The sequence below is a fragment of the Pseudomonas sp. NPDC087814 genome, from assembly GCF_044742865.1.
Lineage (GTDB): Bacteria > Pseudomonadota > Gammaproteobacteria > Pseudomonadales > Pseudomonadaceae > Aquipseudomonas.
The window spans coordinates 1-22815 of sequence record NZ_JBIUVK010000017.1; the positions used below are offsets into that span (position 1 = coordinate 1).

Genomic DNA, 22815 nt, shown 5'->3' on the forward strand with positions numbered 1-22815 from the left:
GGTCCGGGGTCATGGCTAAGCTGACGAACAGCATGCCAAACACCAGGACGTGCAGGGCAATTGCCCAGACGCTAGGCCAGAAGTAGCTTTCCGAGGCGGACGGCTCTCGCTGTTGGTGCATCAGGGCGCCTCGGTAATCAAGCCAACATTACCGACCCCGGCCTTCTGCAGCCCGCCCATGGCGCCCATGACGGAGCCGTAGTCGACGACCTTGTCGCCGCGAATGAACACCTGGGTGTGCTTGCCACCTTCGTTGCCGGCGCGAATGATCTTGGTCACGGCATCAGTCATCTGCGGCAAGGTCATGGCCTTGTCCTGCTGTTTCTGAGTGTCGACTTCGCTGCCAAGGTTCCAGTAATAGGTCTTGTCAGCCTTGATCGAAATGGTCAGGACCTGGGTGTTGTTGTCCTGCGGCAAGGCTTCGCTGGAAACCTTGGGCAGATCAACCTTCACGCCCTGATTGAGCATCGGCGCGGTCACCATGAAGATAACCAGCAGCACCAGCATCACGTCGATGTAAGGCACTACGTTCATCTCGGCGACCGGCTTGCGCTTTTTGCGAGCTCGAGCGATTAAAGCCATTGGGAATTACCTGCTTATTCTTCGCTGGTGTGCACTTTACGGTGCAGGATCGCCTGGAATTCATCGGCGAAGGTGTAGTAACGGCTGATCAAGGTTTCGCCACGAGCGGCAAAACGGTTGTAGGCGATTACTGCGGGAATAGCTGCGAACAGGCCGATGGCGGTGGCGATCAGCGCTTCGGCGATACCCGGGGCCACGGTGGCCAGGGTCGCTTGCTGGGCCTGGGCCAGGCCGCGGAAGGAGTTCATGATCCCCCATACGGTACCGAACAGGCCGATATACGGGCTGACGGAACCTACGGTGGCGAGGAACGGCAGGCTTTGCTCAAGCTTTTCTTCTTCGCGGGAGATGGCGACGCGCATGGCACGGGCCACACCTTCCATGACCGCTTCCGGGTCAACGCCTGGCTGCTGGCGCAGACGGGAGAATTCCTTGAAGCCGGCGCGGAAGATCTGCTCGACGCCCGAATCCGGGTCCGGGTTGCTGCCCGCCTGGCGGTACAGCTTGGACAGGTCGATACCCGACCAGAAGCGCTCTTCGAAGCTCTCCAGGGCACGTCGACCAGCACGCAGCAGGTTGCTGCGCTGAAAAATCATGACCCAAGAGGTAACCGATGCGGCTACCAGGACCAGCATCACCAGTTGAACCACGACACTGGCATTGCTGACCAGGCTCCACATGGAGGAATGGTCGACGACGGTAGGTTCCACGCTAAATCTCCTGCTCTGAATGTTTACCCGCGCCGCTCACGCCGGCAAAGGCCGCGCGTAGAGTTTCGGGAATGGCCCGGGGTTTCAAACTATTGGTGCGAACACAGGCCACCAGGAACTGCCCCTCACAGAGCAGCGTTGCATCCGTAGCCCGCCTGACCTGCTGTTTAAAGCGCAGGCTGGCACGGTTCAATTCGGTTATTTCTGCGCTGACCAGCAGCTCGTCGTCCAGTCGCGCCGGCGCGTGGTAACGCGCCTCGCTGGAATGCACGACAAACAACAGGTCCTCCCCTGCCAGCTGGGATTGGGCAAAGCCCAGATCCCGTAGCCGCTCGGTTCGAGCCCGCTCCATGAACTTTAGGTAATTGACGTAATAAACGATGCCGCCAGCATCGGTGTCCTCGTAATAAACGCGACAGCGATGTGCGAACGACTGATCCCCGTTTTGCGCGCGCATACTCTAGTGCTTACTCCTCAGGTTGCCAATCCGGCCAGGCAACTGTTTTTCATTCTGTGGCACATTTCTAACGAAAGAATGACGACGCCAGCCACTAGGACAGCACAAACTCCGAATAAATCGAATCGCCAAGCGTTTTTAATCGTCTACTGCATCGAGGAATTCGTCTACTACGGGCATCTCGCCCAATCGTGACGGAATGTTTAACCCAAAGTGCAGATACGCATGCCGGGTGACCACACGCCCCCTTGGCGTGCGCATGATGTAGCCCTGCTGAATCAGATACGGCTCCAGTACATCCTCAATCGTATGCCGCTCTTCGCTGATGGCGGCGGCGAGGCTGTCCACGCCCACCGGGCCGCCGTCGAACTTCTCGATCATGGTCAACAGCAGGCGCCGGTCCTGGTGATCAAAGCCATGCTCATCCACATCCAGCAGGTTCAGCGCCAGGTCTGCCACGGGCTTGGTGATATGCCCCTTGGCCCGCACTTCGGCAAAGTCGCGCACCCGGCGCAGCAGACGGTTGGCAATCCGCGGGGTACCACGGGCGCGGCGGGCGATTTCAAAGGCGCCTTCCGGGTCCAGGGGCAAGCCAAGGATGCTCGCCGAACGGCTGACGATGGTGGCCAGATCCGCCGTGCTATAGAACTCTAGACGTTGAACAATCCCGAAACGGTCTCGCAGCGGGTTGGTCAGCATGCCCGCACGGGTGGTCGCACCCACCAGCGTGAACGGTGGCAGGTCGAGCTTGATCGAGCGCGCCGCCGGGCCTTCACCGATCATGATGTCCAGTTGGAAGTCTTCCATGGCCGGGTACAGTACTTCCTCGACGATGGGCGAAAGCCGGTGGATCTCGTCGATAAACAGTACGTCGTGGGGCTCCAGGTTGGTCAGCAGCGCCGCCAGGTCGCCCGGGCGCTCCAGCACGGGGCCGGAGGTGGACTTGATCGACACGCCCATTTCCTGCGCGATGATGTTGGCCAGGGTGGTCTTGCCGAGCCCGGGCGGGCCGAAGATCAACGTGTGGTCCAGGGACTCGCTGCGCCCGCGCGCGGCCTGGATGAACAGCTCCATCTGCTCGCGCACGGTGGGCTGGCCGATGTATTCGGCAAGGCTCAGGGGGCGAATCGCCCGGTCCTGGATTTCTTCACGATCACGAGGCCCGGTGGCCGCGATCAGACGATCAGCTTCAATCACTTAAATCATTCCCTTCAGGGCGCGGCGGATCATGTCTTCGCTGCTCAGGTTCTTGTCCTTGATGGCTGACACGGCCTTGCTCGCCTCTTGCGGCTTGTAGCCCAGGGAGATCAGCGCGCTGACCGCATCGCTTTCAGCGCTGGCCACCGGCACACCCGGCGCATCAGGCTGGTTGGGCACCAGGGCAAACATGCTCGGCACAACCTCCCAGGCCTTGAAGCGGTCTTTGAGCTCCACCAGCAGGCGCTCGGCGGTTTTCTTGCCAACGCCCGGTACCTTGGTCAGCGCGGACGTGTCCTGGGCCGACACACAGCGCACCAATTCATCCACTTCCAGGCTCGACATCAGCGCCAGCGCCAGCTTCGGCCCCACGCCGTTGAGGCGGATCAGCTCACGGAAAAAATCCCGGTCACGCTTGCCAACGAACCCATAGAGCAATTGCGCGTCTTCGCGCACCACCAGGTGAGTGTGCAGGGTCAGCGGTTCACCGACCGACGGTAAGCGGTAGAGGGTGGTCATGGGCACTTCAAGCTCATAACCCAGCCCGTTTACATCCAGAATCAGGTGCGGTGGCTGTTTCTCAGCCAGGGTGCCGCGCAAGCGTCCAATCACGTTCGAATCCTTAAGAATCGGCTCAAATCAAGGCCTGGCCGGTAATAACGCGGGCATGCCGGCCGACAGCACAGGCCGTTCATGCACCCCACGCAGAATGAATGCGCTGATGCTATCAGAGACGCAGCCGGCCGCCACGACTGCGTGCGGTCCCCAAGCCATGGGGCATCAGGCTGGAACGGGTATGGGCATGGCAAATGGCAATGGCCAGGGCGTCGGAGGCATCGATTTGCGGTTTGGCGGTGAGTTTGAGCATGTGCATGACCATCATCATCACCTGCTCTTTATTGGCAGCACCGGTACCGACCACGGCTTGCTTGACCTGGGTCGCGGTGTATTCAGCGATCTCCATGCCCTCCTCGGCTCCGGCCACGATGGCCGCACCGCGGGCCTGGCCGAGCTTCAGGGCGGAGTCGGCGTTTTTCGCCATGAACACTTTTTCGATGCCCATGGTCACTGGCCCATAGGTCTGGATCACTTCACGCACGCCGCGATACACGATCTGCAAGCGCTCGGCCAACTCGCCGGCGCCGGTACGGATACAGCCCGACGCCACGTACACGCAGCCTCGCGGGGTCTGTTGGACCACGCCAAAGCCGGTGATTCGCGAACCGGGGTCGATACCTAGGATTAGAGTCATAACGCCTGCAGTTGGATAAAAAATTCTTGATATAGCCAAGATCAAAATGTGGGAGCGGGCTTGCTCGCGAAGGCGGTGTATCAGTCACCGTATTGACTGACTGACACGCCGCCTTCGCGAGCAAGCCCGCTCCCACATTAGATCTGCATCATCCTTCAGCCTAGCTGTTCAGCCACCGATTCCGGAATATCGGCATTGGAATAGACGTTCTGCACGTCATCCAGGTCTTCAAGCATGTCGAGCATCTTGAGTACCTTCTGCGCCCCGTCCAGGTCCAGCTCGGCGCTGGTGGTCGGCAGCATCACGATTTCCGCGTCGGTGCCTTTGAAACCAGCCGCTTCCAGGGCGTTACGCACCGAATAGAAGCCCGCGAACGAGGTGAACACGTCGATGGAACCGTCTTCGTTGGTCACCACGTCGTCGGCATCGGCCTCCATTGCCGCCTCAATCAGCGCATCTTCATCCACGCCAGGCGCGAAGGAAATCTGCCCCTTGCGCTCAAACAGGTAGGCCACCGAACCGTCAGTGCCGAGGTTGCCGCCACATTTGCTGAACGCATGGCGCACGGCAGCCGCGGTACGGTTGCGGTTGTCGGTCATGCACTCGACCATCACCGCCACGCCACCCGGGCCGTAGCCTTCGTAGCTCAACTCGACCATGTCGTCTGTATCGGCCGCACCGGCACCACGGGCCACGGCGCGGTCGATGATGTCGCGGCTCATGTTGGCGCCGAGGGCTTTGTCCAGGGCCAGGCGCAGGCGCGGGTTGGAACCCGGGTCACCGCCACCCTGGCGCGCGGCAACGGTCAGCTCGCGAATCCACTTGGTGAAGATCTTGCCTTTCTTGGCATCCTGACGCTCTTTGCGGTGCTTGATGTTCGCCCACTTGGAATGGCCAGCCATAACACAACTCCGAAATTCTGTAGAAACCTGTCGATCCCGCCCCAGGCGGGACTTCCCTCTTTAACGTGCAGCCCTTGTAACGCAAAGGCGCATCCGAAGATGCGCCCTTAGCTGACAATGTAAAACCTTATCGCGCTTTCACGCTGCGGCCTTACTCAGCCTTTGGTGTCTCGCGCAGACGGATATGCAGCTCGCGCAGTGCCTTGGCATCCACCACACCCGGCGCTTGCGTCATGACGTCGGCAGCACTTTGGGTTTTCGGGAAGGCAATCACTTCACGGATCGACTGGGCACCGGTCATCAGCATCACCAGACGGTCCAGGCCAAAGGCCAGGCCGCCATGGGGTGGCGCACCGTATTTCAGGGCGTCGAGCAGGAAGCCGAACTTCTCTTGCTGCTCATCTTCGTTGATGCCCAGCAGGCGGAAGACCGATTGCTGCATTTCCTTGCGGTGGATACGGATCGAACCGCCACCCAGCTCGGTGCCGTTGAGCACCATGTCGTAGGCACGGGACAGAGCGCCAGCCGGGTTGGCTTCCAGCTCTTGCGGCGTGCACTTCGGCGCGGTGAACGGGTGGTGCAGTGCGCTGAAGCTGCCGTCGTCGTTTTCTTCGAACATCGGGAAGTCGACAACCCACATCGGCGCCCACTGGCAGGTCAGCAGGTTCAGGTCGTTGCCGACCTTGATCCGCAGTGCACCCAGCGCTTCGCTGACGATCTTCGACTTGTCGGCACCGAAGAACACGATGTCGCCGTCAACCGCGCCAACACGATCCAGGATCACATTGAGGTTGGCTTCAGGGATGTTCTTGACGATTGGCGACTGCAGGCCTTCGACGCCCTTGGCGCGCTCGTTGACCTTGATGTACGCCAGGCCCTTGGCACCGTAGATGCCGACGAACTTGGTGTAGTCGTCGATCTGCTTACGCGGCATGCTCGCAGCGCCAGGCACGCGCAGTGCGGCGATACGGCATTTCGGGTCGTTGGCCGGGCCGCTGAACACCTTGAAGTCGACATCTTTCAGTTGGTCTTCAACGTCAACCAGTTCCAGCGGGTTACGCAGGTCTGGCTTGTCGGAACCGTAACGACGCATGGCTTCTTCGAAGGTCATGTGCGGGAATTCGCCGAACTCCAGGTTCAGCACTTCCTTGAACAGGTTGCGGATCATCTGCTCGGTGATGCCCATGATCTCTTTTTCATCGAGGAAACTGGTCTCGATGTCGATCTGGGTGAATTCCGGCTGGCGGTCGGCCCGCAGGTCTTCGTCACGGAAGCACTTGGCGATCTGGTAGTAACGGTCGAAGCCGGCGACCATCAGCAGTTGCTTGAACAGCTGTGGCGATTGCGGCAAGGCGAAGAAGGAACCGGCGTGGGTACGGCTCGGCACCAGGTAGTCGCGGGCGCCTTCCGGGGTAGCACGGGTCAGGATCGGCGTCTCGACGTCGAGGAAGCCGCTCTCGTCGAGGAAGCGACGGATGCTGGTGGTCATGCGCGAACGCAGGCGCAGCTTCTCGGCCATTTCCGGGCGACGCAGGTCCAGGAAGCGATAACGCAGGCGGGTTTCTTCGCCAACGTCAGAGAACTCGTTCAGCGGGAACGGCGGAGTTTCCGACTCGTTCAGCACTTCCAGTTCGTAACCCAGCACTTCGATCATGCCCGACGCCATGTTGGCGTTGGTGGCACCGGCCGGACGCAGGCGAACCTTGCCGGTGATCTTCACGACGTACTCGCTGCGCACGCGATCGGCGGCGGCGAAGCTCTCGGCGCGGTCCGGATCGAACACCACCTGGGCCAGACCATCACGATCACGGATATCGAGGAAGATCACCCCGCCGTGGTCGCGGCGACGGTGAACCCATCCGCAAAGGGTGATTTCCTGACCTTCCAGGGTCTCGTTCAGTTGGCCGCAATAGTGGCTGCGCATCATGATAGTGGTTTCGCTTCTCGTAATTCGAAATTCGGTGGAGGCCCGCCTCATCACCGTACAGCTAAGTCAGGTGACGGATAATGCAGGAGCCTGCGCGTAGAGTTCAACTCAGTCTGCTTTGTCGCCGCCGGCCAGATTCTTCTTCGAACCGGTCTTGAAGTCGGTCTCGTACCAACCGTTGCCACTCAGGCGAAAGCCCGGCATGGACAACATCTTCTTGAGCTCCGGTGCCTGGCAGGCAGGGCAATCGACCAGCGGCGCTGCGCTGATCTTTTGAATGGCTTCCAACTGATGACCACAGGAAGCGCATTGATAGTCGTACATGGGCATGGAGATGTCTCGGCGATCAGATCATTACTGCGCCACGCCCTGCCCTGGCTCTATCCTGTGGGAAAGTCCCGGCATGCGCAGCAAAGCCCGGGATTATATCTGGTAAATCGAGGCTGTGCAGCCGTAGCGGCGCGCTGCTCTTTATATAGATGACTGCAGCAGGCTTCTGCCGGGCGCCCGAGCCGGGGCAATCCCGGGACGGGCGCCCGGCACAAGGTTCATGCAGGGTCCGGCTGGACACTGGGCGCGACAAGCCGCCCTTTCAATACATGCACCACGCAAACCACCCTGACCAGACCGCTGAAGTTCTTTACACCGCCATAACGCAAGTGCACTTCCCGGTCCACGTAAGACAGCAGCGCACTGACCGAACACGTATTGATCCTGGCGATCTCCGCGAGGATATTCCAATACACCTCTTCGAGCCGCAAACACGTCGAAAAACCATTAAGCCGAACCGATCGGGACAATGGCCTGGCCAAGTTCATATCGAACCCCTTGGCAAAGGGATCTACCTTTATCTTGTGCAATCCGCACGTTTCCATAACTCCATTACCTGCTCCGCGTGACATACACTTGACACTCCATTGCCTGACGGCCACTCATGTTCTCGTTGGCCGTTGAGCTATAAAACATCAAGACGACAAGTGCAGCCAGAAGACAGGGAGCCGATCACCGTAGGACAAGCCAACGCGCGTATCAGGAAGCTCGCGGAATCACGGAAATCGCCGGGAAGCAGGCATGCGAGGGGCGTCAGCTCGACGCCCTCCCGCCACCGGTGTTATTTGTTTTCGAGCAGGGAACGCAACATCCATGCGGTCTTTTCATGCACTTGCATACGCTGGGTCAGCAAGTCCGCCGTCGGTTCATCACTGACTTTATCCAACAACGGGAAGATCCCCCGGGCTGTGCGAGTCACCGCTTCCTGGCCTTCGACCAGTTGCTTGATCATGTCTTCAGCGCTCGGCACACCCTCTTCTTCCTTGATCGAAGAAAGTCGCGCATACACCGAGTAGGCACCCGGTGCGGGAAAGCCCAGGGCACGAATACGCTCTGCGATTGAATCCACCGCCAGCGCCAGTTCGTTGTACTGCTCTTCAAACATCAAGTGCAGTGTACGAAACATGGGCCCCGTTACGTTCCAATGGAAGTTGTGGGTCTTCAGGTAAAGTACATAGGTATCGGAAAGCAGTCGCGAAAGTCCATCAACGATTGATTTACGGTCTTCTTCACTGATACCAATATCGATTGCCATGTGTTTCCCCTTCAATTGATAAAAATTCATTGATCAGGTGCAGGACCACTCTAGCAAGAGTGCCGGCCGTGCGCAGCCTGGCTGACCCTTTCGAGGTGCGGCAAATCGCCCCTTGCAGAGCGGGCTTGCCCGACAGGCAAGGCTTCAACAGCTACCGGAAAAATTACCCAGCACCTGCGAAAAAGCCTGCACCTGTCTAGGACAAGTGTTTGACGCAGAAATGCCGTGCCCCTTGTAACAGCCTGAAATGCTTGATTTGAGTAGGCACAGGCTTTGCTGTTAAATAGGCAGCGTGTCGCCGCCGATATTTTTCGCGGCAAGCGGCATAGGCTGATACCCGTGCACGTGCCCAACGCCTCCCATTGTTCAGAAGCGAACCGTGCCCGTCAGCTCTTCCTTGTGATCCGTCTTAACGTGAGTTAATCAAAATGTTGAAAATCGTCCACCTGCTAACGGGCGCTGCAGCTTTGCTGCTGTCCTTTATCCCCAGCCTGCGATCAGAGACCCTGCCTTACCTGCAGCAACCTGACGCTCTCTACCTGACCTTCTTTGGTCTTCTTAACCTGACACTGGCTCCAGTCATTCCATACTGGAACAAAGGCCCGCGTCATCAACTGCAAAACCTGGTCAGCGCCCTGCTGGTCCTGGCTGTTGTCGTGCAAACCCTCACCCTGCTGGCGCCTATGCCTGAAGTGGGTGGCCACCCGGCCGTCCTGCTCAGCCTGGCAATAGCACTGGTCGCCATCGTTCTTCATCTGGCCATCAGTTTTTACCGCTCCTCCCCGGCCGCTGCGTCGCAAAGCTACGACATGACCAACCGGGATACCGGGACCGTCAAGTGGTTCAACACCTCCAAGGGCTTCGGCTTTATTTCCCGGGATTCGGGCGACGATATCTTCGTCCACTTCCGGGCGATTCGCGGCGAAGGCCATCGCGTACTGGTGGAAGGCCAGCGCGTGGAGTTCTCCGTCATGAACCGTGACAAGGGGCTGCAAGCTGAAGATGTGATCGCCGCATTGCCGCGTCGCTGATTCCAGCACCCCGAAAAAAAGAAACCGCGATGCAGCCTGGCTGCATCGCGGTTTTTTTATGCCCGGGGGGGTCAACCCCTGCCTTATTAATAATGAGGCGGCGGCGCCTCTTCCTCGGACGACTCGAACTGGCCGCCCATTTCTTCCTGGCGCTTGAGCAACGCAGTCATCTGCAACTGCAGGCGTTCCACGGCACGCTGCTGGGTGACCAGGATGTCATTCAGGGTCTCGATGGTGTCGTCCTGAAAGGCCAGGCGGCTTTCCAGGTCGGTCACGCGGGCTTGAAGATCCATGGCTCAAGCCTCCAGGAACGTGAAGTCGGCCGGCAGGATCTCGCGCAGGCGCGCACGAATTGCCACCACTTGCTCGTCACTGTAGGGCCTCGCCGGGTGCTTGCCCCAGACCGGCGCAGGCCAGGCCGCGTCGTCGCGCTTGCGTACGATCACATGCACGTGCAGCTGGCTGACCACATTACCCAAGGCACCGATATTCATTTTGTCGGCGCCGAACCCTTCGTTCAGCCACTGTGCCAGCGCCGTGCTTTCCTGCCACACCCGCTGCTGGTCGGCGACATCCAGTTGAAACACTTCGCTGATACCGTCGATGCGCGGCACCAGGATGAACCAGGGGTAATTCGAGTCATTGGAAAGCAGCAGCCGACACAGGGGGAAATCCCCGATAGGCAAGGTGTCTTGTTGAAGACGTGGATCTAAGGCGAACACAGCAGTCACTCCCGTTCGGCGGGTCAGGTTTCAGGCGCCCAGCATACCTGCGAATGCCAGTCGCTTCACGGCGAATGCGCGTGGCCGAATACGCGCCCAAACAGGACGCCACGAAAAAAAGCGCACCATTTCGAGACAGGCCAATATTTCAGCTACGCTAAATGACCAATGTATCCAATTCTGGTCAAAGTCGGGACGCGGAACATGCTTCAAGACCTTGAGCCAGACGGCTTTCAAAAGGCGAAGGCAGAACGGAAGCAGAAACGCAGTCAGTGAAGCACTGCACCAAAATGACCCATTTGTGCTTCAAAGGGATCCGCCAACTACCCACCGAACGGGGTGAACCGGTAACGTTTTGCTCTGGTACAGGTTTTATGCGCCACCGAACCGGAGTGCGGCAGGCGCGTCAAGGCCAAACCAAACGGCGTAAAAAGCCCGTGCTTATGCGGTTTTTACAGGCCGTTGACACTTTTCACGAAAAAATCACATTCGGTTACGGGTTTGTGCACGCTTGTTGCATTCACACCCATATCGTCGACAACGGCACCGGCGGGAAGCAGGTGTTTCGTGACGGAAAATAACAGCGGTTCAATGCCTGACAGGGATGAGTTGAAACTTTCAGGGGTGACTTTTCCACCCCGCTTCCAAGGTTTTAAAACAGCATTGAAGTTGTCAGTCCGGTTACAAGTGGACTGTGAATTTGCGACATGGAGCTAGCAATTTACGACAGGCCCGTAAAGAAGCTGAAAGGATAGATGTGCAAGTATCGTCAATAATGTCTGCGTGATATAACTTTGCGCCGACACAAAAAAGAAAGAGCCGCCCAGACAAAAATATAGGTGGGACGGCAGTACTCTTCCTAAAACCAAAGGAGCAAATCACGATGCGCGTGATGAAGTGGAGCATGATCGCCCTGGCTGTTTCAGCAGGCACCTCGCAGTTCGCAATGGCGTCCTCCCAGGACGATTCCAAGGGCTTTGTTGAAGACAGCACTTTCAGCATCAACACTCGCCTCCTGAACTTTAGCCGCGACTTCCGTAACAATGACACCGGCAAGAGCCGCGTCGACGAAACCGGTCTGGGCTTCAACGGCCTGTACCAGTCGGGCTTCACCCAAGGCACCATCGGTGTGGGTGTCGACGTCATCGGTCTGTTGGGCGTCAAACTGGACAGCGGCAAGGGTCGTTCCGGCACTGGCCTGTTTCCAACTGGCTCCGACGGTCGCGCTCAGGATGATTACTCCAAGGGCGGCGGCGCAGTTAAGTTCCGTATCTCCGATACGGTCCTGAAAATCGGCGACCAGTACACCACCGCGCCTGTATTCGCTTCCGATGACAGCCGTCTGCTGCCTGAATTGCCACAGGGTATCTCGCTGACCAGCAACGAGATCAAAGGCCTGAAACTTGAAGGCGGTCACTTCACTTCGAGCGTGGCACAAGCCCAGACCTACCGCGACAGCCTGGGCCTGACAAAAACCGACTTCATCGGTGGTGTCTACGCCCTGACTCCAGAAGTCAGCGCCAGCCTCTACTACGCGAAGACCGAAGACTACTGGAAGAAAACCTACGCCAACCTGAACTGGACCCATGCGCTCAGCAATGAGCAGTCCCTGGCGGTCGACTTCAACATCTACAGCACCAAAAGTGATGGCGCTGGCCTGCAACGGGCTGAGAAAGACGGCACCACCAAACTGGACAACCGTGCCTACAGCTTGCAAGGCGCGTACACCATCCAGGCTCACACCTTTACCCTGGCCTACCAGAAGGTCAGCGGTGACGGTGACTACGGCTACGGCGTAGACGGCGGCGGCACGATCTTCCTTGCCAACTCCATCGCTCGTTCCGACTTCAACGCTGAAGACGAGAAGTCGTTCCAGGCTCGCTACGACCTGAACATGGCGACTTTCGGCGTACCAGGCCTGAGCTTCATGACTCGCTACGTCAAAGGTACCGGCGCCAACACCGCCGACACCTCGAACGGCAAAGAGTGGGAACGTGACATCGAAGCCAAGTACGTGATCCAGAGCGGCCCGGCAAAAGACCTGAGCCTGCGCGTGCGTCAAGCCACTTATCGCTCCAGCGATGGTGTGTACTACGGTTCGGCGTCCATCGACGAACTGCGTCTGATCGCGCAATACCCGCTGAACATCTTGTAATTGGCAGTTTGATTACAACGATGACTTAGGGTTTCGGCCCTAACTAAAAAGCCGCTCACTTGTTCGCAAGTGAGCGGCTTTTTTATTGCAACTTAATCTCAACAACCCGATAACTAGCAAGCTAACTATCTAGTTTAATCCTGCGTAACAAACCTGACACATCGGCCAGGTTTAATCATCCAGTCACACTATTACTTCCCAGCACTTTCCTGCATGACGCGAATAACCCGTTGTGGAAATGGAATATCAATCCCCGCCGCTTTCAAACGGTCACGTGCCAGTTCATTGAACATGAACATCACATCCCAGTAATCCGAAGTCTTGGTCCAGACTCGCAGGGATACCGTGATCGAACTGTCGCCCAAGGTCGAAACTACCGCTGCCGGCGCAGGATCAGCCAATACACGTGGATCCTTGGCCAGTTCCAGCAGCACTTCGCGTGCTTTCTGCAGGTCGGCTTCATAGTCGACACCCACGTCAAACACCACCTTGCGGGTCGGCTGACGGTTGGTGTTGGTGATGAGGCCGTTGGACAGGCTGCCATTGGGGATGATCACCGTCTTGTTGTCGCCGGTGCGCAACACGGTGTGGAAGATCTGGATGCTGTCGACGGTACCGGAAGTGCCCTGGGCTTCGATCCAGTCACCGATGCGGAACGGACGGAACAACAGAATCAGCACGCCGCCGGCGAAGTTCGCCAGGCTGCCTTGCAATGCCAGGCCGATGGCCAGGGTGGCGGCGCCGATCGCGGCAACGAACGAGGTGGTTGCGACGCCGATCATCGAGGCCACGTTGACCACCAGCATGACCTTGAGCGCAATGTTCGCAAGGCTGGTAATGAAGTGTTGCAGCGCCAGGTCAGCATTACGCAATGCCAGCAAACGCCCTACCCGGTGGGTCAAGACGTTGATCAGCCACCAACCGATGGCCAGGGTGACCACTGCCAGCAAAAATCGGCTGCCGTATTCCATGATCATCGGTAACCACGACTCCGAGGTCTTGATCAAGTGATCCACTTCAGCGTTCAAATCCATCTACATTCTCCTGTTTGCCGGATGTGCGGCCTTATCAATCCCCACATAACAAATGAGCCCCGAAGGGCTCAATCGTTTCTGCAGGTTCTGGGCGTGGGACGTCAAAAACGTCCACAGGTTCCCGAGGGGTCCACTCAGTCGCGGAAGTTATTGAACTGCAGCGGCATGTCGAAGGTCTTGGCGCGCAGGGCAGCAATGGCCTCCTGCAAATCGTCACGCTTCTTGCCGGTGATACGCACCTGCTCGCCCTGGATGGCGGCCTGGACCTTGAGCTTGGCGTCCTTGACGTGAGCAACGATTTTCTTCGCCAGCTCCTTGTCGATGCCTTCCTTGAGCACGGCTTCCTGCTTCATCAGCTTGCCGGACGCATAGGCATCCTTGATTTCGAGGCATTGCGCGTCGATCTTGCGCTTGACCAGAGACAGCTTGAGGATCTCAATCATCGCTTCCAGCTGGAAGTCGGCTTCCGCGGTCAGGTTGACGGTCAGCTCTTTTTCCTTGAACTCGAAGCTGCCCTTGCCCTTCAAGTCATAGCGGCGATCCAGCTCCTTGACGGCGTTCTCGACGGCGTTGGTGACTTCATGTTTGTCCAGTTCGGATACCACGTCGAACGACGGCATGTAATTTCTCCAATAAAAAAGGGGCGCGGCTCAGTAGAGATGGAGCACGCCCGGGCTAAAATGCCCGGGCATTATAGCGGTTCTTTCGCCTCGTTCACTGCGGGCAGCCTTACGGAGTAAAAACTGATGTCGACCACCTGGCACGTCCTCGGCGCCGGCAGCCTCGGAACACTGTGGGCCGCCCGCCTGGCCCGCGCCGGTCTGCCCGTGCGCCTGATCCTGCGGGATCCCGGGCGGTTGGCGAGTTATCAGACGGCCAATGGCCTGACCCTGGTCGAGCAAGGCGTGGCTCACACCTACCCGGTCGTCGGCGAAACCTCCGACAGCCCTGGGCCAATTCATCGCCTGCTGGTGGCGTGCAAGGCCTACGACGCCCAGGAAGCCGTCGCACAGCTGGAACATCGACTGGTGCCGGACGCCGAACTGATCCTGTTGCAAAACGGGCTGGGCAGCCAGGACGCAGTCGCCGCCCAACTGCCCCAGGCACGCTGCATCTTCGCCTCCAGCACCGAAGGCGCGTTTCGCGAGAGTGACTGGCGAGTAGTGTTTGCCGGCCATGGCTACACCTGGCTGGGGGATGCTCGGCACCCTACTCCGCCGCTGTGGCTGGATGACCTGCAAGCCGCCGGCATTCCCCATGAGTGGAGCACCGACATCCTCACCCGCCTGTGGCGCAAACTGGCCCTGAACTGCGCCATCAACCCGCTGACCGTGCTTTACCAATGTCGCAATGGCGAGCTGCAAGCCCATCAGTGCGAAGTGGCCACCCTGTGCGCCGAACTGGCCGACCTGCTGGAATGCTGCGGCCAACCCGCTGCCGCAGAAGATTTGCACAGCGAAGTGGAACGGGTAATCCAGGCCACGGCGGCCAATTACTCCTCGATGTACCAGGACGTGGCCAGTGCCCGACGCACCGAAATCAGCTATTTGCTGGGCTATGCCTGCCAGGCGGCCGCCCGCCACCAACTGAGCTTGCCGCACCTGCAACAACTCCAGGCGCGCCTGGTACGGCAACTGTCTGCACGCGGATTGCCCAGCGACTGAAGCACGCGCTACCCTGCCTGCTTGTTCCTTTGCAGCGAAAACCTTGATGCCACTGCGCCAGCGTCTCGAAAATCTACCGGTTGGGCAAAAACTGCTGGCGGCCCTGCTGGTTTTGTTGACCACCGTCTTGCTGGTGGCCAACCTGACCTTTATCAGCGCCGCCTACTGGATCTCCCAGGAAAGCATGGCGCCCCAGGCCTTGCAGGCCATCGGTCGGCTGGTGTCCAACCCGTCGCTCGCCGCCGAGTCCCTGGACTCACCGCTCAAGGCGCAAACCCTGCTGGATGAACTGACCAGCTACTCGCCATTGCGGGCCGCGGCCTTATACGACGGAGATGGCACGCGCCTGGCCCAGCTGCAACATGCCAATCGCCTGCACCTGCCAGATAATTTCCGGGACATTGAAACCTGGCGTACCACCGAATTTCGCAGCAACCAGGTGATCACCCTGCCCCGTGCCGGCAAACCGTCCGGGCACTTGCTGCTGGTGGCCAGCAGCGAACTGCCGGTGGCTTTCTATACCGGGACCTTCACCGCCAGCCTGGGTATCCTGATCTTCAGCGTGCTGCTGTGGCTGGTGATCGCCCGGCAGATCAAGCGCCTGATTACCCGGCCGATCCATGAACTGGAAGAATTGTCGCGCCAGGTCACCCGGGAAGAGAACTACGCCCTGCGCGCCGGTCGCGGCAACCATGATGAAATCGGCAGCCTCGCCGAAGCTTTCAACACCATGCTTTCGCGCATTGAAGCCCGTGAGCAGCAACTCAAGCGCGCGCGGGACGATTCCCAGGCCGCCTACGATCAAGCCCAGGGCCTGGCGGAAGAAACCCGCCACACCAACCGCAAGCTGGAACTGGAAGTGCAGGTGCGCAGCAAGATCGAGAAAAAGCTCACCGGCTTCCAGAACTACCTCAACAGCATCATCGACTCGATGCCCTCGGCGCTGATCGCCCTCGACGAACAGCTCTACGTCACCCAATGGAACCAGGAAGCCAGCGCACTTTCCGGGACCCGCCTGGACGAGGCACTGAACCAGCCGATTTTCCTCGCCTTCCAGCCGCTCAAGCCGTTCCTGCCGCAGATCAAGGCCACGGTAGAGCAACACACCGTGGAGCGGATCGAGCGCGTTACCTGGGTCAAGGATGACGAACCCAAGCACTACGCCCTGACCTTCTACCCGTTGATGGGCGGTGCCGGGCGCGGCGTGGTGATCCGGATCGACGACATCACCCAGCGCCTGTCCCTGGAAGAAATGATGGTGCAGTCAGAGAAAATGCTCTCGGTCGGTGGCCTGGCCGCCGGCATGGCGCACGAAATCAACAACCCGCTGGGAGCGATCCTGCATAACGTGCAGAACATTCGCCGCCGGTTGTCCAACGAACTGCCGAAAAACCTCGAGCACGCCGAACAGGCGGGCATCGACCTGGACTCGGTCAACCGCTACCTGCAAAGCCGCGAAGTGCCACAGTTGCTCGACGGCATCCAGCAGGCTGGCGCCCGGGCGGCGAAAATCGTCACCCACATGCTCAGTTTCAGCCGCCGCAGCAACCGGCAGATGGCGCCGTGCGACTTGCCGGCCTTGATCGACCAGGCGGTGGAAATTGCCGGCAACGACTTCGACCTCACCGTCGGCTTCGACTTCAAGGGCCAGGCGATCATCCGCCAGTTCGACCCGCAACTGGGCCCGGTCCCCGGCACCGCCAACGAACTGGAGCAAGTACTGCTCAACCTGCTGAAAAACGCCGCCCAGGCCATTCATCAGCGCGAAGACGGCAGCGAGCCCGGCCGGATCATCCTGCGCACCCGGCTCAACCCGCCGTGGGCAGAAATCCAGGTGGAAGACAACGGCATCGGCATGAGCGAGAACGTGCGCAAACGCACGTTTGAGCCATTCTTCACCACCAAGGAAATCGGCCAGGGCACCGGGCTTGGGTTGTCGGTTTCGTATTTCATCATCACCAACAATCACAAGGGGCAGATGGAAGTGCATTCGACCCTTGGCCAGGGTACCTGCTTCACCTTGCGCCTGCCCCTGGCGGGCAGCCAATTGCCACCCAACGAACTCACTCAACTGGAGCGCTAACCATGGGCTTTCGCCTGTCGAAAATTTACACCCGTACCGGCGACAAGGGCGAAACCGGCCTGGGCGACGGCCGCCGCGTGCCCAAGGACCATCCACGGGTGGAGGCGATTGGCGAGGTGGATGCGCTGAACAGCCAGTTGGGTTTGTTGCTGGCGGGATTGGAGGAACAAAGCGGGCAGCATCCAGCGTTGAAGGATGTGATCGAGGTGCTGACACCTTGCCAGCATCGTCTGTTTGACCTGGGCGGCGAATTGGCGATGCCGGTGTACAAGGCGCTGAACGCGGCGGAAGTCGACCGGCTTGAGGCGGCGATCGATCGCTGGAATGAAGAGGTCGGGCCGCTGGAGAACTTCATTCTGCCGGGTGGTTCGGCGTTGATTGCCCAGGCCCATGTATGCCGAAGCCTGGCTCGCAGTGCGGAGCGCCGGTGTCAGCACCTGAATGCAGAGGAACCGCTGGAAGGCGTCGGGTTGGCGTACATCAACCGGCTGTCGGACTTGCTCTTTGTGGCAGCCAGGGTGATTGCCAAGCGCCAGGGCGTTGCAGAGATCTTGTGGCAGGCGGCGGCAAAGCCGCACTGACGCTTACTGACCGATTGCAACCTGTGGCGAGGGAGCTTGCTCCCGCTGGGCTGCGTAGCAGACCCAAAATATTGGGAGCGCTGCGCACTCCAGCGGGAGCAAGCTCCCTCGCCACAACAGCTCCCCTGGCCACTCGCCAGGGTTATGCCTAAACCTCAGGCCAGAACGCCCGAATCCCCGCCACACCTTGAGCACCAGCCTCCCAGGCCTTTTCGCGCTCAGCAGGACCCACCCCACCGAGCAAGAACACCGGCTTGCTGAACCCACTGATCAACTGCTGTGCCTGCTCCCAGCCCAACGGCTCGGCATCAGGATGAGTCTGGGTCGGCTGCACCGGCGACAAGGTGACGAAATCCACGTCCATCAACTCCGCCAAGGCTAATTCCTCAGCATTGTGGCAAGACGCCGCCAACCAGCGATCCTTCGGCAAAGGACGTCCCTTGCTGGCGTACTTGCGCAGTTGCGCCGAGGTCATATGCCAGCCGGCCGCGGGAAAATCCCCCAGCCATTCAAACGGCCCCTTGAGCATCAGTTGCGCCTTGCCCGCACACAGGCCCACGGCGTCCACCGCCAGGTCACGGTACTTGGGGTCGTAACCGTTGGGGGCACGCAGCTGAACCAGTTTGATGCCACCAGCGATGGCTTTTTGAATACCGCGCAGCAGGACGGGTGTCTCCAGCTCGCCCGGAGTGATCAAGTAGTCAGCCGGTAAACGCGCCGCCGCAACGATCGGCGCATTGGCTGCCGGAAACTCATAGTTCGGCAGGTCCCGCTGGGCCACCCACTCAAGGGGTTGGCCTTCGGCACCGTGGGGCTCGCCGGTAAAGGCCGAGACTTCCCAGACATCCAGCAACACCTGTTTGTCCGGGTAATCATGCTGCACCTTGATCAACGGGCGAGCCGCCGTGACCTGGATGCCCAGCTCCTCCTGCAATTCACGGGACAGCGCGGTAGCGACCGACTCATCGGCCTCCACCTTGCCACCGGGAAACTCCCAGAGGCCGCCCTGATGCTGGGTATCGGCGCGGCGCGCCAGCAGAATCCTGCCGTCGACACCCCGGATGACCGCTGCTGCTACATGAACTCGTTTCACCGCACTATTTCCTCTGAATCGGTTTGAAGACCTGCCTGGTATCAGGTGCGGTATTCCGCGTTGATCTTCACGTACTCGTGGGACAGGTCAGTGGTCCAGATGGTTTCGCTGCACTCACCGCGACCCAATTCGATCCGGATGGTGATTTCTTCCTGCTGCATCACCGCCGAACCCTGGGCTTCGGTGTACGTCTCGGCCCGGGCGCCACGGCTGGCGATGCACACTTCGCCGAGGAACACGTCGATCTTGCTCACGTCCAGGTTCGGCACGCCGGCACGGCCCACAGCGGCCAGGATACGGCCCCAGTTCGGGTCGGAGGCAAACAGCGCGGTCTTGATCAGCGGCGAGTGAGCCACGGTGTAACCGACATCCAGGCATTCCTGGTGGTTACCGCCGCCGTTGACTTCAACCGTCACAAACTTGGTGGCGCCTTCGCCGTCGCGCACGATGGCCTGGGCCACGTCCATGCACACTTCGAACACCGCCTGCTTCAACGCGGCGAAATACGCGCCGTTGGACGAGGTGATTTCCGGCAGGTCAGCCTGGCCGGTGGCGATCAACATGCAGCAATCGTTGGTCGAGGTGTCGCCGTCGATGGTGATGCGGTTGAAGGACTTGTTGGCGCCGTCGAGCATCAGGTTTTGCAGCACGTCACGGGAGACTTTGGCGTCGGTGGCGATATAGCCCAGCATGGTCGCCATGTTCGGGCGAATCATGCCGGCGCCTTTGCTGATGCCCGTGACGGTAACGGTCACGCCTTCGTGCACAAACTGACGGCTGGCGCCTTTTGGCAGGGTGTCGGTGGTCATGATCCCGGTAGCCGCAGCCGCCCAGTTATCCACCGACAGGTCATCCAGCGCTGCTTGCAGCGCGCCTTCGATTTTCTCTACCGGCAGCGGCTCACCGATCACGCCGGTGGAGTACGGCAGCACCTGGCTGGCCTCCACGCCGGTCAGCTCCGCCAGCTTGGCGCAGGTGCGGGCAGCGGCGGCCAGGCCAGGCTCGCCGGTCCCGGCGTTGGCATTGCCGGTGTTGGTCAACAGGTAACGCACCGGGCCTTCGACACGCTGCTTGGCCAGAATCACGGGCGCGGCGCAAAACGCGTTCAGGGTGAACACACCCGCGACGGTCGAGCCTTCGGCACAGCGCATCACCACCACATCCTTGCGCCCCGGGCGCTTGATGCCCGCCGAAGCGATACCGAGTTCAAAACCGGCAACCGGGTGCAACGTGGGCAAAGGACCAAGACCAACAGCCATGAATGCGCTCCTAAAAATATTGGGTGTGTACCCCGTCGCTATCGACGGTGACGAAATGGCAAAACGCCGCGACGGCTGATGCCGGTCGCGGCGCGGGGGTGTTGCAGCGTCAGGCGAAAATCTTAGTTGATTTCGCCGTGGCAGTGTTTGAACTTCTTGCCCGAACCGCACCAGCACAGTTCGTTGCGGCCCAGCTTCTGTTCGTTGCGCACCGGGGCCTGGGCCAGGGCCACATCGACCTCTTCGCCCAATACTTCCGGAGCCTCAAGACCAGGCGCTTCGTCGTGCTGGAACTGCATACGCGCAGCCAGTGCCTCGGCTTCCTGACGCAGGCGGGCTTCTTCCTCGATCGGGTCTTCGCGACGCACCTGAACGTGGGACAGCACACGAATCGAATCGCGCTTGATCGAATCCAGCAGTTCGGAGAACAGCGTGAACGACTCGCGCTTGTACTCCTGCTTCGGGTTCTTCTGGGCGTAGCCACGCAAGTGGATGCCGTGACGCAGGTGGTCCATGGTCGACAGGTGGTCTTTCCACAGGTCGTCCAGCACGCGCAGTACGATTTGCTTCTCGAAGGTGCGCAGTGCTTCGGCACTCGCCTGCTCTTCTTTCTCGTTGTAAGCGGCCAGCAGCTCGGTCATGAGCTTCTCGCGCAGGGTTTCTTCGTACAGGTGGTCGTCTTCGTCGAGCCATTGCTGGACCGGCAAGTCGACACCGAAGTCGCTCTTCAACGCAGCTTCCAGGCCGGCAACATCCCACTGCTCAGGCAGGGACTGTGGCGGGATATGGGCGCTGACGGTGGCGTTGAGCACGTCCTGGCGGAAATCGGCAATGGTCTCGCCGATGTTGGTGGCAGCCAACAAACTGTTACGCATGTGATAAATCACTTTACGCTGTTCGTTGTTGACGTCATCGAACTCGAGCAGTTGCTTACGAATGTCGAAGTTACGGCCTTCTACCTTGCGCTGGGCCTTCTCGATGGCGTTGGTCACCATGCGGTGTTCAATCGCCTCACCGGACTGCATGCCCAGGGCTTTCATGAAGTTCTTCACCCGATCCGAGGCGAAGATGCGCATCAGGCTGTCTTCCAGGGACAGGTAGAAACGGCTGGAACCGGCGTCACCCTGACGACCGGCACGACCACGCAGCTGGTTGTCGATACGGCGCGATTCGTGACGCTCGGACGCGATCACCTGCAAGCCGCCGGACTCCAGCACTTGCTGGTGGCGCTTCTGCCAGTCGGCCTTGATCTGCGCGATCTGCTCAGGGGTCGGGTTGTCCAGGGACGCAACTTCCACTTCCCAGTTACCGCCCAACAGGATGTCGGTACCACGACCGGCCATGTTGGTGGCGATGGTCAGTGCGCCCGGGCGACCGGCCTGGGCAATGATCTCGGCTTCTTTTTCGTGGAACTTGGCGTTGAGGACCTTGTGCTCGATGCCTTCCTTGGCCAGCAAGCTGGACATGTGCTCGGAAGTTTCGATGGTGGCAGTACCCACCAGCACTGGACGGCCCTGGGCCATGCATTCCTTGATGTCGGCGACGATTGCAGCGTATTTCTCGTCGGCGGTCAGGAACACCAGGTCGTTGAAGTCTTTACGCGCCAGCGGCTTGTTCGGCGGGATAACCATCACCGACAGACCGTAGATCTGGTGGAATTCGAACGCTTCGGTGTCGGCTGTACCGGTCATGCCGGACAGTTTGTTGTACAGACGGAAGTAGTTCTGGAAGGTGGTCGAGGCCAGGGTCTGGCTTTCAGCCTGGATGTTCAGGGCTTCCTTGGCTTCGATCGCCTGGTGCAGGCCTTCCGACAAACGGCGACCCGGCATGGTACGACCGGTGTGTTCGTCGACCAGTACGACCTGGCCGTCCTGCACGATGTATTCAACGTTGCGATGGAACAGCTTGTGGGCACGCAGGCCGGCATACACGTGGGTCAACAGGCCCAGGTTGTGCGCCGAGTACAGGCTCTCGCCTTCAGCCAGCAGGCCGATCTGGGTCAGCATGTCTTCGACGAACTGGTGACCGGCTTCGTTGAGTTCGACCTGGCGGGTCTTCTCGTCGATGGTGAAGTGACCTTCTTTGGTCACCACGCCTTCCACTTCCTCGATGTGTTGCTCAAGGCGCGGGATCAGCTTGTTGATCTCGGTGTACAGGCGCGAGCTGTCCTCGGCCTGACCGGAGATGATCAGCGGGGTACGGGCTTCGTCGATCAGGATGGAGTCGACTTCGTCGATCACGGCAAAATTGAGTTCGCGCTGGAATTTTTCTTCCATGCTGAACGCCATGTTGTCGCGCAGGTAGTCGAAACCGAATTCGTTGTTGGTACCGTAGGTGATGTCGGCAGCGTAGGCGGCGCGCTTCTCTTCCGGCGGCTGGAACGGCGTGACAACGCCGACCGTCAGGCCGAGGAATTCGTACAGCGGACGCATCCAGTTGGCATCCCGGCGGGCCAGGTAGTCGTTCACCGTCACAACGTGCACGCCCTTGCCGGACAATGCGTTGAGGTAAACGCCCAGGGTTGCCACCAGGGTCTTGCCTTCACCGGTACGCATTTCGGCAATCATGCCTTCATGCAAGG

Annotated in this window: 23 protein-coding genes and 1 pseudogene; 5 read left to right on the forward strand and 19 right to left on the reverse strand. The window is 59.6% G+C overall.

What is annotated here, in order from left to right:
- The 12 genes and pseudogenes from ACIOMR_RS15230 to ACIOMR_RS15285 form a co-directional block, all read right to left on the reverse strand.
- Window positions 1-121: pseudogene (locus ACIOMR_RS15230) on the reverse strand (protein TolA); the annotation flags it as partial.
- Complete coding sequence (gene tolR / locus ACIOMR_RS15235; protein WP_161635741.1) at window positions 121-573, reverse strand: protein TolR; 453 nt, start codon at window positions 571-573, stop codon at window positions 121-123. The pseudogene ACIOMR_RS15230 and the gene tolR, both read right to left, overlap by 1 nt.
- A gap of 23 nt (window positions 574-596) precedes the next feature.
- Window positions 597-1292: a protein TolQ gene (tolQ, locus tag ACIOMR_RS15240; protein WP_003209819.1), complete on the reverse strand. Its 696-nt coding sequence runs from the start codon at window positions 1290-1292 to the stop codon at window positions 597-599.
- A gap of 1 nt (window position 1293) precedes the next feature.
- Entirely contained in the window at window positions 1294-1749 is a 456-nt protein-coding gene (ybgC, locus tag ACIOMR_RS15245) for a tol-pal system-associated acyl-CoA thioesterase (protein ID WP_177045890.1), read from the reverse strand.
- A 138-nt stretch (window positions 1750-1887) separates the two neighbouring features.
- Window positions 1888-2946, reverse strand: a complete 1059-nt coding sequence (gene ruvB, locus ACIOMR_RS15250; protein ID WP_003209815.1) for a Holliday junction branch migration DNA helicase RuvB — start codon at window positions 2944-2946, stop codon at window positions 1888-1890.
- Window positions 2947-3558 (reverse strand): Holliday junction branch migration protein RuvA, encoded by a 612-nt coding sequence (ruvA, locus tag ACIOMR_RS15255; RefSeq protein ID WP_003209814.1) that lies wholly within the window; start codon window positions 3556-3558, stop codon window positions 2947-2949.
- A 115-nt stretch (window positions 3559-3673) separates the two neighbouring features.
- Window positions 3674-4198, reverse strand: a complete 525-nt coding sequence (gene ruvC / locus ACIOMR_RS15260; protein WP_003209812.1) for a crossover junction endodeoxyribonuclease RuvC — start codon at window positions 4196-4198, stop codon at window positions 3674-3676.
- 155 nt (window positions 4199-4353) lie between these two features.
- On the reverse strand, window positions 4354-5100 hold the full coding sequence (locus ACIOMR_RS15265) for a YebC/PmpR family DNA-binding transcriptional regulator (RefSeq protein WP_003209810.1): 747 nt from the start codon (window positions 5098-5100) through the stop codon (window positions 4354-4356).
- A gap of 151 nt (window positions 5101-5251) precedes the next feature.
- Entirely contained in the window at window positions 5252-7027 is a 1776-nt protein-coding gene (aspS, locus tag ACIOMR_RS15270; RefSeq protein ID WP_401195019.1) for an aspartate--tRNA ligase, read from the reverse strand.
- A gap of 108 nt (window positions 7028-7135) precedes the next feature.
- Entirely contained in the window at window positions 7136-7357 is a 222-nt protein-coding gene (locus ACIOMR_RS15275) for an FmdB family zinc ribbon protein (protein WP_003209804.1), read from the reverse strand.
- Window positions 7358-7575: 218 nt separating this feature from the next.
- Window positions 7576-7929: a ribbon-helix-helix domain-containing protein gene (locus ACIOMR_RS15280; protein ID WP_043225921.1), complete on the reverse strand. Its 354-nt coding sequence runs from the start codon at window positions 7927-7929 to the stop codon at window positions 7576-7578.
- Between the two features lie 209 nt (window positions 7930-8138).
- Window positions 8139-8612 carry a Dps family protein gene (locus tag ACIOMR_RS15285; protein WP_003209800.1) on the reverse strand — a complete coding sequence of 158 codons (474 nt, stop codon included), beginning with the start codon at window positions 8610-8612 and terminating at the stop codon, window positions 8139-8141.
- A 428-nt stretch (window positions 8613-9040) separates the two neighbouring features.
- Here ACIOMR_RS15285 and ACIOMR_RS15290 point away from each other — a divergent pair, with 428 nt between their 5' ends.
- Window positions 9041-9643 (forward strand): cold-shock protein, encoded by a 603-nt coding sequence (locus tag ACIOMR_RS15290; RefSeq protein ID WP_003209798.1) that lies wholly within the window; start codon window positions 9041-9043, stop codon window positions 9641-9643.
- A gap of 86 nt (window positions 9644-9729) precedes the next feature.
- Here ACIOMR_RS15290 and ACIOMR_RS15295 read toward each other — a convergent pair whose 3' ends face one another.
- Window positions 9730-9936, reverse strand: a complete 207-nt coding sequence (locus ACIOMR_RS15295) for a SlyX family protein (protein WP_003209796.1) — start codon at window positions 9934-9936, stop codon at window positions 9730-9732.
- A 3-nt stretch (window positions 9937-9939) separates the two neighbouring features.
- Window positions 9940-10365 (reverse strand): HIT domain-containing protein, encoded by a 426-nt coding sequence (locus tag ACIOMR_RS15300; protein WP_177019304.1) that lies wholly within the window; start codon window positions 10363-10365, stop codon window positions 9940-9942.
- An 883-nt stretch (window positions 10366-11248) separates the two neighbouring features.
- Here ACIOMR_RS15300 and ACIOMR_RS15305 point away from each other — a divergent pair.
- Complete coding sequence (locus ACIOMR_RS15305) at window positions 11249-12520, forward strand: OprD family porin (RefSeq protein WP_003209790.1); 1272 nt, start codon at window positions 11249-11251, stop codon at window positions 12518-12520.
- A gap of 191 nt (window positions 12521-12711) precedes the next feature.
- Here ACIOMR_RS15305 and ACIOMR_RS15310 read toward each other — a convergent pair whose 3' ends face one another.
- Entirely contained in the window at window positions 12712-13554 is an 843-nt protein-coding gene (locus ACIOMR_RS15310; protein ID WP_003209787.1) for a mechanosensitive ion channel family protein, read from the reverse strand.
- 134 nt (window positions 13555-13688) lie between these two features.
- Window positions 13689-14174 carry a YajQ family cyclic di-GMP-binding protein gene (locus ACIOMR_RS15315; protein WP_003209785.1) on the reverse strand — a complete coding sequence of 162 codons (486 nt, stop codon included), beginning with the start codon at window positions 14172-14174 and terminating at the stop codon, window positions 13689-13691.
- Between the two features lie 126 nt (window positions 14175-14300).
- Here ACIOMR_RS15315 and ACIOMR_RS15320 point away from each other — a divergent pair, with 126 nt between their 5' ends.
- Genes ACIOMR_RS15320 through ACIOMR_RS15330 form a run of 3 tightly spaced genes read left to right on the forward strand, consistent with a single transcriptional unit; the run spans window position 14301 to window position 17882 of the window.
- Window positions 14301-15218, forward strand: a complete 918-nt coding sequence (locus tag ACIOMR_RS15320; RefSeq protein ID WP_177028601.1) for a putative 2-dehydropantoate 2-reductase — start codon at window positions 14301-14303, stop codon at window positions 15216-15218.
- Window positions 15219-15264: 46 nt separating this feature from the next.
- Window positions 15265-17301, forward strand: a complete 2037-nt coding sequence (locus tag ACIOMR_RS15325) for an ATP-binding protein (protein ID WP_003209782.1) — start codon at window positions 15265-15267, stop codon at window positions 17299-17301.
- A gap of 2 nt (window positions 17302-17303) precedes the next feature.
- Complete coding sequence (locus ACIOMR_RS15330; RefSeq protein WP_008432363.1) at window positions 17304-17882, forward strand: cob(I)yrinic acid a,c-diamide adenosyltransferase; 579 nt, start codon at window positions 17304-17306, stop codon at window positions 17880-17882.
- A 148-nt stretch (window positions 17883-18030) separates the two neighbouring features.
- On the opposite strand, the gene ACIOMR_RS15335 is transcribed toward ACIOMR_RS15330, so the two are convergent.
- The 3 genes from ACIOMR_RS15335 to secA all read right to left on the reverse strand — a co-directional run.
- Window positions 18031-18975 carry a Nudix family hydrolase gene (locus ACIOMR_RS15335; RefSeq protein ID WP_102369787.1) on the reverse strand — a complete coding sequence of 315 codons (945 nt, stop codon included), beginning with the start codon at window positions 18973-18975 and terminating at the stop codon, window positions 18031-18033.
- A gap of 41 nt (window positions 18976-19016) precedes the next feature.
- Entirely contained in the window at window positions 19017-20234 is a 1218-nt protein-coding gene (gene argJ / locus ACIOMR_RS15340) for a bifunctional glutamate N-acetyltransferase/amino-acid acetyltransferase ArgJ (RefSeq protein WP_008432361.1), read from the reverse strand.
- Window positions 20235-20356: 122 nt separating this feature from the next.
- The coding region (secA, locus tag ACIOMR_RS15345; RefSeq protein WP_401195030.1) for a preprotein translocase subunit SecA at window positions 20357-22815 on the reverse strand (2459 nt) is incomplete at its 5' end.